At 68.7% G+C, this 12,659-nt stretch carries 12 protein-coding genes; 5 read left to right on the top strand and 7 right to left on the bottom strand.

The genetic code is table 11. The annotated features are described in order from the left end of the window. Nucleotides 1–130: 130 nt before the first annotated feature. On the bottom strand, nt 131–667 hold the full coding sequence (locus WS95_RS21165; protein WP_059825596.1) for a cytochrome b: 537 nt from the start codon (nt 665–667) through the stop codon (nt 131–133). Nucleotides 668–892: 225 nt separating this feature from the next. Between WS95_RS21165 and WS95_RS21160 the strand changes: the two genes are divergently transcribed. After that, the gene (locus WS95_RS21160; protein WP_059785085.1) at nt 893–1,531 is read left to right on the top strand and encodes a Pr6Pr family membrane protein; all 639 of its coding nucleotides are present in this window, start codon (nt 893–895) and stop codon (nt 1,529–1,531) included. 67 nt (nt 1,532–1,598) lie between these two features. On the opposite strand, the gene WS95_RS21155 is transcribed toward WS95_RS21160, so the two are convergent. Further along, a complete protein-coding gene (locus tag WS95_RS21155) occupies nt 1,599–2,333 on the bottom strand; it encodes a peptidoglycan DD-metalloendopeptidase family protein (RefSeq protein ID WP_059784029.1) in 735 nt (244 codons plus the stop codon). A gap of 427 nt (nt 2,334–2,760) precedes the next feature. Between WS95_RS21155 and WS95_RS21150 the strand changes: the two genes are divergently transcribed. Continuing rightward, nucleotides 2,761–3,081, top strand: coding sequence for a hypothetical protein (locus tag WS95_RS21150; RefSeq protein ID WP_059825593.1), 321 nt, complete (start codon nt 2,761–2,763; stop codon nt 3,079–3,081). 112 nt (nt 3,082–3,193) lie between these two features. Here WS95_RS21150 and WS95_RS21145 read toward each other — a convergent pair whose 3' ends face one another. From WS95_RS21145 to WS95_RS21130, 4 genes are all read right to left on the bottom strand, one after another. Continuing rightward, complete coding sequence (locus WS95_RS21145) at nt 3,194–3,538, bottom strand: DUF4148 domain-containing protein (RefSeq protein ID WP_034205207.1); 345 nt, start codon at nt 3,536–3,538, stop codon at nt 3,194–3,196. A gap of 200 nt (nt 3,539–3,738) precedes the next feature. Continuing rightward, the gene (gene gndA / locus WS95_RS21140) at nt 3,739–5,151 is read right to left on the bottom strand and encodes an NADP-dependent phosphogluconate dehydrogenase (RefSeq protein WP_021160879.1); all 1,413 of its coding nucleotides are present in this window, start codon (nt 5,149–5,151) and stop codon (nt 3,739–3,741) included. Nucleotides 5,152–5,248: 97 nt separating this feature from the next. Then, nucleotides 5,249–5,890, bottom strand: coding sequence for a DUF938 domain-containing protein (locus WS95_RS21135; RefSeq protein ID WP_059825590.1), 642 nt, complete (start codon nt 5,888–5,890; stop codon nt 5,249–5,251). Further along, nucleotides 5,887–6,789 carry an NAD-dependent protein deacetylase gene (locus WS95_RS21130; protein WP_059825667.1) on the bottom strand — a complete coding sequence of 301 codons (903 nt, stop codon included), beginning with the start codon at nt 6,787–6,789 and terminating at the stop codon, nt 5,887–5,889. Before WS95_RS21130 ends, WS95_RS21135 begins: the two co-directional genes overlap by 4 nt. 480 nt (nt 6,790–7,269) lie before the next feature. On the opposite strand from WS95_RS21130, the gene WS95_RS35035 reads away from it, so the two are divergent. From WS95_RS35035 to WS95_RS21115, 3 genes are all read left to right on the top strand, one after another. Continuing rightward, the gene (locus WS95_RS35035) at nt 7,270–7,893 is read left to right on the top strand and encodes a hypothetical protein (RefSeq protein WP_156444537.1); all 624 of its coding nucleotides are present in this window, start codon (nt 7,270–7,272) and stop codon (nt 7,891–7,893) included. Between the two features lie 99 nt (nt 7,894–7,992). Beyond that, nucleotides 7,993–8,952, top strand: coding sequence for an LLM class oxidoreductase (locus WS95_RS21120; RefSeq protein ID WP_059825585.1), 960 nt, complete (start codon nt 7,993–7,995; stop codon nt 8,950–8,952). 339 nt (nt 8,953–9,291) lie between these two features. Then, complete coding sequence (locus tag WS95_RS21115) at nt 9,292–11,760, top strand: mechanosensitive ion channel family protein (protein WP_059825582.1); 2,469 nt, start codon at nt 9,292–9,294, stop codon at nt 11,758–11,760. Nucleotides 11,761–11,787: 27 nt separating this feature from the next. Here WS95_RS21115 and WS95_RS21110 read toward each other — a convergent pair whose 3' ends face one another. Further along, entirely contained in the window at nt 11,788–12,621 is an 834-nt protein-coding gene (locus WS95_RS21110; protein WP_059825579.1) for a CerR family C-terminal domain-containing protein, read from the bottom strand. Between the last annotated feature and the right edge of the window lie 38 nt (nt 12,622–12,659).

Raw genomic sequence — 12,659 nt, 5'->3', positions numbered from 1 at the left:
AAAGGCAGCCGAGATGTTACAGAATGTTCGACGTGGTGAACAGTGCGGGCGACGGTAAACGAACGGGGGGCGCATGGTTGTCAACGCAACCATGCGCCCCCGCGTGCTTCGCGCGCCGGAAACGGGACGATCAGGGCGCCATGCGCCGCAGCACGTCGTCGCGCCGGATGAAGTGATGGTAGAGCGCGGCCAGCGCATGCAGGCCGATCACGAAATAGAACGCGTTGCCGATCAGCTCGTGCGCTTCCTTGATCGTCGGCCGCAGCGCCTTGTCGGGGCCGAACAGCGTAAACGACACGCCGAGCCAGTCGAGCGACACCGGCTTGCCGCCCATGTTGATCATCATGATGCCGAGCAGCGGCTGCGCGATGATGAACACGTAGAGCGCGACATGCGCGAGCTTCGACAGCCAGCGCAGCAGCGCCGCCTGCGGAATCGCTTCCGGCACGCGGCTGACGACTCGCCACAGCACGCGCAGTACCGACAGCACGAGGACGAACGTACCGGCCGTCAGATGCACGTTCATCCAGAACGCACGGCTGTCGCTGCCTTTCGGTCCGCGAATCTCGATGGCCAGGTAGGCCAGCGCGACCAGCACGAAGATGGCCCAGTGGAAGAAGATCGCGGGCGAGCTGTAGCGCGTCTGTTTCGCGAGGATGTTTTTCATGCTTCGTCTCGTTTTGTATTCGGGGAAGGCGCCAGTTGCAACCGGACGACGCCTGGCAATGCTGTGGCGATTGTAGCCGCACGGGCGCCCGGTTTTACACGACGCGATCAAATATCCGACGTATCGTCGACGCGCGCCGCGCAGGGCCGCCCTATGGAAAATCCGCATCGCGCACGCAGGCGGCTGTGGCACGATGAAGCTTTGGTGCGACGGCGCGCGGGCATCATGAGCAAAGCGTTCTTCGTTGCGGCCTACCGGCTGATCGCCGCGTTGCTCGCGGTGTCCACCACGCTGCACAGCGTCGCCGACTACTGGCGCCTGCCGAACTTCCATCTCGGCAACTACCTCAGCTACTTCACGCAACTGAGCAGCCTCTACGCGGCCGCGATGCTGGCCGCGGGGCTATGGCGCATCGCGCGCCCCGGCTCGGCCCGCTACGAATCGATGCGCGGCGCGGCGGTGCTGTACGTGCTGATCACCGCGATCGTCTACGAGCTCCTGCTCGCGCGGCTCGATGCGCTGCGCCACGTCACGCCGGCGTTCAACAACTGGGTACTGCACCGGATCGTGCCGCTCGTGATGCTGTGCGACTGGCTGTATGTCGAACCGCGCTCGCCGATTCCGCGCCGCAGCGCATTCGCATGGCTCGGCTTTCCGGTCGTCTATCTCGGCTATACGCTCGTGCGCGGCGCGGTGGAGAACTGGTATCCCTACCCGTTCGTCGATCCGCGGCCGCACGGCTACCTGCCCGTCGCGATCCAGTGTTCGCTGATCGCGTTCGGCGCGGCGGCGCTCGCATTGGGCATTTGCTGGCTCGGCAATCGTGCGAGACAGTCCGGCGCCGCGACGCTCGAGAAAGGATGAAGGTGGAAAAGATGAAAGGGGGCGGGAACGTGTGCGCCACCCGGCGCACACGTGGCGATGCCGACGATCAGCCGCCGTTGCGCGGCAGGAAGTTCATCGGATCGACGACCTTGCCGTTCTGACGGACCTCGAACTCGAACGTCGAACGACCGCTCGCGTCGGTGCCCATTTCGGCGACCGGCTGCCCTTGGCGCACCGCGTCGCCCTCGTTGACGAGCAGCTTGCCATTGTGCCCGTAGGCCGTGATGAGCCCGTTGTCGTGCTTCAGAATCACGAGCGGACCGTACGCCTTGACGCCGGAGCCCGCGTACACCACGCGCCCGTTTGCCGCGGCCCGCACCGAATGGTCGGGCCCGGACGCGGCGATCACGACGCCGCGCGTCTTGCCGGCCGAGAACGGTGTCGCGACGACGCCCGTGGCCGGCCATGCGAGCGAGCCCGGCTGGGCGGCCGCCGCGGGCGGCTGCCCGTACGAGGCCGCGGCCGGCGGCGGCGCGACCCGCAGCACCTGGCCCGGCGACACGGCGTCGGTGGGCGCCATGTGGTTCCAGCTGGCCACGTCCTGCACGCGCTGCCCGTAGGCGCTCGCGATGCCCGCCAGCGTATCGCCCGGGTTCACGCGGTAATAGCCGGCGATCACGCCCGGCGTCGCCGCCGACGTAGGCGCCGGTTGACGCGTGGGTTGCCAACTGTCGGTCCACGGCGTCATCGTGCAGCCCGCCAGCGCGATGGCCGCGGCAACGAGCGCCGCCTGCGGCAGCCAGCGCGTGAGCGCGTCGTGGATGGGAATAGTTTCTCTCAAGGGTCCTCCCGGATTTGCCGTCGTTGCGCCGCCCACCGCCCCCCGGCATGCGACGCACGATGTCCGGCCGAACGGCCGGATCAACCAGTATCCGACCGCTGTCGCGGCCGTCAGTTTCCACAGCGGGACGTCGGCGCGAATGAGCTCACCGGCCCCTTTTTCGCGCGTCCCGATCGGCAAAGATACCATTTGTGGCGGTCGAGGCTCCGACAGTTGGCGGATCCGGAAACAATCTTGCGGCGTCGCGCGGGCGCGCCGGCGGGCCGCGAGCCGTGCCGGGCGGGCCGCCCGGCCGGGGCTTCGGAGATTTCCCTGCGGGGTGCCGCCACCCTCGCCGCCCGTATCGGCCCCGTCATATTCTCCGCTTCGATCGCCGCCTATACTCGGTGATGCGCAGCGCGATCCAACGACAACGAGGAGCATGACAATGAATAACGCGACGTTTCTCTCCGTGCAGCTCGACGCCGACGATTTCGCCGGTTCCAGCGGTCTGGTCGAATTGCTCAACCGGCACCTGCTGTTCGCGACCGACGTCGCCGAAGCGGCCGACGCGCTCGTCCAGCTGGCGAGCGTCACGCACCTGACCGGCGCCACGCGCCACAGCGTCGAGTTGCCGGTCCTCGCGATCGAACGGCTGCGCGACGCACTCGATACGCTGAGCGGTTACGACGAAACGTGGCTGCAGGTACTGGAACCGGCCGAAGCGCTGTTTCGCGATATCGGGCACGGCAGACGCCCGCTGCACTGAACGGCGGCGCATCGCGCGCCGCCAATGAAAACAGCCCGTCGTACCGCACTAGCGGTACGACGGGCTGTTGTACTACAGGGGGTCGGATCCGGTCGCCAGCGCGGCCGTACCATTAACGACCCTTGTAGACCGGTGCGCCGTCCGAGATGCGCTTGACTTGCCAGCCGGTCTTGGCCGCAGCCGGTGCGCCCGATTCCTGGCCGGCGGCCGGTTGCGCACCGTAGCCGGTCGTGTCGGCCGCAGCGACGTTCTGTTGCGGGTTCACACGGGCTTCGGCAGCCTGGATGCCTTCCGGGTAGTTGGTCCGGTCGCTGCCCAGCTTGTAGCCGGCCTGTTGCAGCTGGACCAGCTCGGCCTTCACCTGTGCACGGGTGACGGGCGCGTTCTGTTGGGCGAACGAGACGGCGGGAACGGCGAGGACAGCAGCAGCAGCGAACGTTGCGATCAGCGATTTCATGATTACCTCCGGGATTTTTTTGCTCCGCCGCACACACCATGTCTGCAGCGATGGAATAAAGTTTAGTCCCGTCAGCACCTAGGGAAAACCATGAAAGAGCGAAAACACTGTTTCCCCGGAGCCAACAATGTCGACATCCGGGATAGAAAAACCCTATTCAAAGAATAGATTTTCGCAACAATGCGGCCGCCGCCAGCCGGTTACGACCAGTTCGCGTGGAAGCTGCCCGGCTTGTCGGTGCGCTCGAACGTATGCGCGCCGAAGAAGTCTCGCTGCGCCTGCACAAGGTTCGCCGGCAGCCGCTCCGAACGGTAGCTGTCGAAGTACGCGACCGCCGATGCGAACGCCGGGACCGGCACGCCGGCCTTCACCGCGGCCACCACGACGTCGCGCAGCGATGCCTGGTAGTTCGCGGCGATGTCCTTGAAGTACGGGTCGAGCAGCAGGTTCGCGAGCGCCGGATCCTTCGCATATGCGTCGGTGATCTTCTGCAGGAAGCGCGCGCGGATGATGCAGCCGGCGCGGAAGATCTTCGCGATCGTCCCGAGATCGAGGTTCCAGCCGTACTCTTCCGACGCCGTGCGCAGTTGCGCGAAGCCCTGCGCGTACGAGATTACCTTGCTCAGGTACAGCGCGCGGCGCACCGCTTCGACGAACGCGGCACGATCGCCGTCGAACGGCGCGGCGGCCGGGCCCGACAGGATCTTGCTGGCCGCGACGCGCTCGGTCTTCAGCGACGACAGCACGCGCGCGAACACCGACTCCGTGATGAGCGGCAGCGGCACGCCGAGATCCAGCGCATTCTGGCTCGTCCACTTGCCGGTGCCCTTCTGCGCGGCGCGATCGAGGATCACGTCGACGAGATGCTTGCCGGTCTCCTCGTCCTTCTTGCCGAAGATCTTCGACGTGATCTCGATCAGGTAGCTGTCGAGCTCGCCCTGGTTCCATTCGGTGTACACCGCGCCGAGTTCGTCGTTGGTCAGGCCCGCGACGTCCTTCAGCACCGAGTAGCTTTCGGCGATCAGCTGCATGTCGCCGTATTCGATGCCGTTGTGAACCATCTTCACGTAGTGGCCCGCGCCGTCCGGGCCCATGTACGCGACGCACGGCTCGCCGTCCGACGGCGCCTTCGCGGCGATCTGCTTGAGGATCGGCTCGACGAGGTCGTACGCGTCGCGCTGGCCGCCGGGCATGATCGACGGGCCGCGCAGCGCGCCCTCTTCGCCGCCCGACACGCCGGTGCCGATGAAATGCAGGCCCGACTGCGCGAGTTCCTGGTTGCGGCGGATCGTGTCGGTGAAGTGCGTGTTGCCGCCGTCGATCAGCACGTCGCCCTTCTCGAGCAGCGGCTTGAGCGATGCGATCGTCGCATCGGTCGCTTCCCCGGCCTTCACCATCATCAGGATCCGGCGCGGCGTTTCGAGCGACGCGACGAATTCCTCGAGCGTATAGGTCGGCACCAGATTGCGGCCGGGGAATTCGGCGATCAGTTCGTCGGTTTTCTCGCGGCTGCGGTTGTACACCGACACCGCGTAACCGCGGCTCTCGATATTGAGTGCGAGATTGCGGCCCATCACCGCGAGCCCGATCACACCGATTGCTTGTTTGCCCATTAGTCAATTCTCCGGAAAAAACGGGGCGCGACCCGAGCCGGGCCGCGCGCACAGGCGAAAGGATAGTGGAAACCCGGCGGCGCTGCGCGCTTGCGTGTCATTGCTCCGCGTGCGGCAGGCGCCGGAACACGACGCTCAGGTTGTTCGCCGGCATCTCGACGACCTCGATGCAATCGAGCCCGCGATCGAGGCCGAGCGCGACCACGGTCTCGAGATCGCGCACGCCCCACGACGGGTCGCGGCTGCGCAACTGCCGGTCGAAGGCTTCGTTCGACGGCGCCGTATGCCGGCCTTCGCGACGGTACGGGCCGTACAGGAACAGCACGCCGCCCGGCCGCAGCACGCGCGACGCCCCCGCGAACAGCGCGTCGGTGCAGGCCCACGGCGAGATATGAATCATGTTGATGCAGACGATCGCGTCGAGCGCCGCGACCGGCCACGGCGTGTCGCGCACGTCGAACGCCAGCGGCCCGGCGACGTTCTCGAGGCCCGCATGCGCGACCCACGCGGCGATCGAACGCCGCGCGTGCGCATCGGGATCGCTCGGCTGCCAGTGCAGGCCCGGCAACGCCTGCGCGAAGTGCACGACGTGCTGCCCGGTGCCGCTCGCGATTTCGAGCACGTTGCCGCTCGCGGGCAGCACGCGGCGCAGCACGTCGAGGATCGGGCCGCGATTGCGTTCGGCCGCCGGCGCCGACAGCCGCGCGGACGGATCGGGCGAAGTCGCGGCGCCGGTCACGATGCATGCTCCTTCGTGTCGCCGTTGCGCCCGAGCCCCAGCCGCGCCACGAGTGCGTCGAGCGCGGGGGCGCAGCGCGCCTCGACCTTCAGCGTCAGCATCGGGTCGGCGCGCGTACGGCCGAGATTGAGTGCGGCGACCGGCTTGTGCTGCGCCTGCGCCCACACGCAGAAGCGGTAGCCGGAATACACCATCAGCGACGAGCCGACGACGAGCAACGCGTCGGCCGCGTCGAGCGCCTGCGACGCCAGCGCCACGCGCTCGCGCGGCACGTTCTCGCCGAAGAACACGACCGCCGGCTTCAGCAGGCCGCCGCACGCGGGGCACGCCGGGATGCGGAACGTATCGAGCGCGGCCCATTCGAGGTGCGCGTCGCCGTCCGCGGCCGGCTCGGCCTGCGCGCCCAGCAGCTCGGGATTGTCGGCTTCGAGCACGGCCTGGATCGCGGCCCGCGCATGATGCGCGCCGCAGTCGAGGCAGGTCACGCCGTCGATGCCGCCGTGCAGTTCGATCACGTCGCCGCTGCCCGCGCGCTGATGCAGGCCGTCGACGTTCTGCGTGACGAGGCGCTCGATCCGGCCCGCGCCGCCGAGCCGCGCCAGCGCGACATGCGACCCGTTCGGCCGCGCGCGGCCGACGACCGGCCAGCCGATCATGCTGCGCGCCCAGTAGCGGCGCCGCGCGGCGTCGGAGCCGAGGAATTCGTGAAGCTGAATCGGCGGCGAGCGCATCCATTGGCCATTGCGGTCGCGGTAACCGGGAATGCCGGAATCGGTGCTGATGCCCGCGCCGGTCAGCACGAGCAGGCGAGGATGACGCTCGACGAACGTCTGCAGCGCATCGAGCGCGGCCGGATCGGCGTCGTCGACGGAAGAATCGGGCAAGGCGTTATCGTTCATGTTGGCAACGTGATCGGTCGCGCCGGCAGGCCGTGCGCCCGCACGGGCCGCCACGCACGCCAGCACATGATACAGAACGCCGTGCGATCGGGCCGGCCGCCGCCACGGCACGCGGGCGCGGACAAAAAGACGCCCGTCGCCGCTCGGCGACGGGCGCTTCAACAATTGATCCATCGGGGTAGTGGATCAACTGACAGCACAATGTTGCGACGTCCGTCATGCCGCGATCGACGGACGCTCCCCTGGACTCCGCGTGTTCCGCCCGGTCGCGCACGTCGGCGCGTCGCCGGCTTTCCCGACCCGATCCCGTTCGGTGCGCTCGTCATGCCCGCGCAATGCGCGGCGTGCAAACGCATGCGCCGCGCGACGACGTGCGTTGCGCCAAGGCATGACGATTCCGGGATCCGGGCCGGGGCCATCCGCCTGCACGCGGTTCGCCCGCGACGGCCGACCGGCACCGGTCGGACTCGTGCGTCACGCATGCACGCCGTCGTTCGGAACGAACCCGATTACTCGGATGGAACGGAAAGCCGCGCGCTCACGTCACCGCAATCAACGGCGAAGCGAATACCCTGGCAGGTCGGCGATTCATGTTTGCAACACGACACGTTGCGTTTCGGTCTTTTTTCATTCTCTTGTCCCCGTCTTCGATATGTCCGACCCACTGAAGCGATTGCCGAGCCGACTGCACCCGCGATCGCACTCACGGCCCATACAACCATGCAAGGAGCGCACCATGCTTCATGCCGCAAGGCCTCGCGGGCCGCGGGCAGGCATCGCACCCCGTCGGAAAGCGCGAACGTTTCGAAACTGAAACGCACCGCCGGCATCGTCGCGTCGTCGCTGTGCGCAGTGGCCGGCCGCCTGACGATCGCCGCGCGGCCGGTGTCGCGATCGGACGCGAGCGGCCGGCCTCGCCCGTTCCCGCCGCCCGCCACCGGCGCCGGCTGGAACCCGCACGCGCGCATGTCCGATACGAAGCACCGGTTCGATATCGGCTCCCGCACGCCGGCCTGCCGCTGCGGTCGCGACGACCGCGCGCCGCAGTGCGTGGCGTCACGCCCGCGGCTCGCGCCGCTCGGCGCGACGCTGCGGGTCGGGTAGCGCGAGGCCTGGCCGTCCCGCTCGTGCATCGAGCAAACACGCTAGCATTCGGACACTGAGCGCCGCGCGCTCCCGCTGCGTCGCCGCCAAGGATTCGCCATGACCATCCCCACTCCCGCCCGCCCCGACATCGCGCATCGTGTCTTCTCGGCCGGACGGCTGTCGATCGGCCTCACGCTTCCGCTGCTTCGCAGCGGCCGCATCGTCGCGGACTTCGACGAACAGCTCGAACTCGCGGCGCTGGCCGATTCGCTCGGCTTTCGCGCGCTGTGGATTCGCGACGTGCCGCTGAACAGCGCCGACTATCCCGACCCGGTCGGCCACCTCGACCCGTGGGTACTGCTCGGCGCGCTGGCGTCGCGCACCCGCCGGATCGCGCTCGCCAGCGGCGCGATCGTGCTGCCGCTCCGTCATCCCCTGCATATCGCGAAAGGCGCGCTGTCGGTCGCGACGCTGTCGAGCGGGCGCTTCATCCTCGGGCTCGGCTCGGGCGACCGGCCGCCCGAATATGCGGCGTTCGGCGTCGACGCGAACACCCGGCGCGACCGCTATCGCGCGCACTGGGACGTCGTCGCGGCCGCGCTCGGCGTGCCGTCGCGCGTGCTGCCCGACCACGCGCCGCCCGATGCGCCCGAATTCACGCTGCTGCCGCGCGGCGGCGACGCGGTGCCGATGCTCGCGGTCGGCTCGGGCGGACAGAGCGTCGACTGGATCGCCCGGCATGCGATCGGCTGGATGACGTATCACCGCGATCCGGATACGCAGCGTGCCCGCTATTCGATGTGGCGCGCGGCGGTCGATCGGCTCGCGTCGCCGGAATTTCGCGCATTCGGCGTATCGATGCGGCTCGATCTCGCCGCGCATCCCGATACGCCTGCCACCGCGCTGCCGCTCGGCTATGCAACCGGGCGGCGCGCGCTGGTCGACATCCTGCACGAGATGCGCGCGGCGGGGACGCACCACGTCACGCTGAACCCTGGATCGGACCGGCCCGTGCGCGACGTCATCGAGGAAATCGCCGAGCATGTCTTGCCGGTATTTCACGACGAGCCAGCCTGATTCATCAGGAATCCCAATTCATACGATGCGGTGCAAGCGTCGATCGTGGCCGGACGAACGCCCTCGCAGCGGCGCAGCGGCGCATCGCCGATCGGCACCGGCACGCACGCGTTACAGACGCCTTACGGCCACGCAAGCAGGACGTTCCCGCCGAAATCGGACGGACGGCAGCCGGCACACGGCTTGCGCACATGCCCCGCCAACGCCCGCGCCGCCTCGTTCATGCCCGATCGAATAGCCGGCGACGGAACTATTCGGTCCCGATCGCGATCATGTTAACTTCCGTCCATCATTCAGCCTCGCGGGCCGCGTGACGAGACGCACCCGCATGCCCACGCCATGCGCCATATCCTCCTCGGCTGGCTGCTCGCCGCCGTCGTCTCGGCCGCCCACGCGGCCGCTCCTGCCCCGGCCGCCGCATCGGCCACCCCCGACGCCGCGCCCGCGCTGACGCCGCAAGAGGCGCAGCAGGCACTGAATGTGCTGGAAAACCCGCGTGAGCGCGCGCAGGTCGAAACGACGCTGCGCGCCATCGCCGCCGTCGGCGCATTGAGCGCGCCCGCCGTGCCGGCAAGCGCGGCGTCCGCGGCCAGCGGCGCATCGGCTGCCGCGTCGCCGACGGCGCTCACGTCGAACGGGCTCGCATCGATGCTCGTCCGCCAGGGATCGCGCTGGGCCGCGCAGATCGGCAACGCGCTGCAGGAATCGCTGCGCTCGCTGCTCGACATCGGTTCGGTGGGAAGCTGGTGGCACGACAAGCTCGCGCGCGCCGACCAGCGTGCGGACCTGACACGCACGCTCGGGATCCTCCTCGCGGTGCTTCTGCCAGCGCTCGTCGTCGAATGGCTCGCGAAGCGGCTGCTGCGACGCGCGCTGGCGACGGTGGCCGCGCGCCGCGCCGATGCATCGCGCGGCCCCGCGCCCGATTCCGCCGCATCGGACGAGGATCGCGCGCCGCCGTCCGACACGTCCCCCCCGCCCGACACCGCGGCCGCCGACGCTGCGGACGCCGCGCCCTCGCCCTCCCCAAGCCGGGGCCAGGCGCGCCGACACACCACGCTGCTGCACCGGATGCCGCGCGCGCTCGTCAGTCTCGCGCTGCGCGCGGTGCCGCTGCTCGTGTTCGTCGGCGTCGCGAGCCTGACGATGTCGTTGCTCGTCGAGACAGATACGCCGATCGAATCCGCGCTCGAAGCATTGATCGACACCTACGTGATTTGCCGGCTCGTCACGATCGTCAGCCGGCTGTTCTTCCAGCCCGACGCGCGGCAGTTGCGGCTGCTGCATATCAGCGACGCATGGGCCGGGTTCGCGCAACGCTCGATCGCGCGGATCGCGATCGTGGTCGGCGCGTGCACGGCGGCCGTCGAGATCGCCGCGAACTTCGGCCTGACCGAAGCCGGCCATGTCGCGCTGCTGAAGGCCGTCGCGCTCGTCGGGCACGTGATGATCTCGGTGCTGATCCTGCGGTGTCGCCGGCCGGTCGCGGCACGGATCCGTGCCGCCGGCGCGGATCGTCCGACCTTCACGGTCGTCGGCAACGCGCTCGCCGACGCATGGGCGCCCGTCTCGGTCTTCATCGTGATGGCGCTGTGGTTCGTGTGGGCGCTCGACGTCCACAACGGCTACCGCGTGCTGATCACGCTCGGCGGCCGCTCGATCGCCGCGATGATCGCGATGCGGATGGTGTCGATCGTCGTGTTCGGCGCGCTCGCGCGGCTGTTCCAGCGCCGCGAGGACGACCGCACGCTCGTTCATCTGCACGCGTACCGCTACTACCCGCTGCTGCGCCGGATCGTGTCGGGCGCGCTCGGCATCGTGACCCTCTTGCTGCTGCTGCAGATCTGGGGCGTGCCGATCTTCCGCGCGTTCGAGACGGGCACGATCGGCCACCGGCTCGCCTCCGCGCTGGTGACGATCGCGATCGCGGCAATCGTCGCGCTCGTCGTGTGGGAAGCGGCCAACATCGCGATCGAGCGCCGCCTGCAACGCTGGACGCGCGAAGGCAACCTGGTGCGGGCCGCGCGGCTGCGCACGCTGCTGCCGATGCTGCGCTCGCTGCTGTTCGTGATGATCGCGCTCGTCGTCGTGCTGACGGGCCTCAGCGAACTCGGCGTGAACGTCGGCCCGCTGCTGGCCGGCGCCAGCATCTTCGGCGTCGCGCTCGGTTTCGGCTCGCAGAAGCTCGTGCAGGATTTCATCACCGGGATCTTCCTGCTGATGGAAAACGCGATGCAGGTCGGCGACTGGGTCACGCTCGCCGGCGTGTCGGGGACGGTCGAATACCTGTCGATCCGCACCGTGCGGCTGCGCGCCGGCGATGGGTCGCTGTACACGATCCCGTTCAGCTCGGTGACGACCGTCAACAATACGAATCGCGGGCTCGGCAACGCGGCGGTCAAGGTCAGCATCGCGTACGACGAGGACATCGACCGCGCGATCGCGACGCTGAAGGAAATCGGCGCCGCATTGCGCGACGACCCGAAGTACCGCGACGGCATTCTGTCGGACTTCAGCTACTGGGGCATCGACCAGGTCGACGGCGCGGCGCTCGCGCTGGCCGGGCAGATGCAATGCACGGACTCGGCGCGCTGGAGCGTGCAGCGCGAATTCAACCGGCGCATCGCGGAGACGTTTCGCGAACGCGGAATCCGGATCGCCAATCCGCAGCGCAGCGTCGTGGCCTATGCGGACGGATCGCGGCCGGTCGGCCACGATGAAAACGACCTTCGCGCCGATACGCGCAATGCCGCCGATACGGCAGCCCGGCCGCCGTCGCCCGACGCAGCGGCGCGCAAGCCGGATTGATCGTCGGGAGCACGTGATCTGCCGCGCTCAACGCGCGGCAGGCTTCTTCACGCGGGCCGTGCTTTTCGCGGCGGGAGGCGCCGCCCGCGGCTTCGCCGCGCGTTTCGCCGCGGCACCCTGCCCGCGCTTCGGCGCGGAGTGCGCATCGGCCGCCCCCGCATCGCGCTGCGCATGCCATTGCTGGAGCAGCACGCGCGTCTGGTCGGCGATCGTTTCGGTCACGAGCGCCGCGCGCTCGCCGTCGAACGCCTCCCATTCGAGCAACTGCAGCGCCGAACGCTGCGCGATGTGAAACACCGTGATCTGCCCGAACAGGCTCAGCGCGCGCAACCGCGTGACGGGATCGTCGACCGGCCGCCCCGTGATGCGGGCGATCAACTCGGCGCTCACGTCGTTCAGCGGCTTGCGCATGCGCTTCATCAGGATTTCGCTCGCGCTCGCCGGTTCCTGGCCGCCCTGCTCGCGCGCGAAGAACATCCGCTGGTTCATCGTCTTCGGCGCGGTGAACATCCGGTCCGACAACGCACGCAGCAGCCCGACGAACGCATCGATCAGCGCGTCGACGCTCGCGTCGGCGTCGAGCATCGCCCGCGCATGGCCGACCGCCGGCGCGAACACCTGCCAGCCGTTCTCGGCGATCGTCTCGACGCACGCGCGGTACACGCCTTCCTTGTTCTCGAAGTAGTACTGGAGCGCCGGCGCGTTCACACCCGCCCTCGCGGCGATCTCGCGCGTCGACGCGCCCGCGAACCCGCGATCGCCGAACAGTTCGATCGCCGCCTCGATGATCCGCTGGCGCGTTTCGTCGCCGCGCGCGTAGCCGCCCGCCGACGTGCGGCGCAGCTTCTTCGCTTCGTTCATGCCTTCCTCGTCATTCGATCGATCGACATTCTACTTGA

The organism is Burkholderia sp. MSMB1826, assembly GCF_001526325.1.
Taxonomy (GTDB): Bacteria; Pseudomonadota; Gammaproteobacteria; order Burkholderiales; family Burkholderiaceae; genus Burkholderia.
This window is presented reverse-complemented; position numbering and strand designations above follow the sequence as displayed.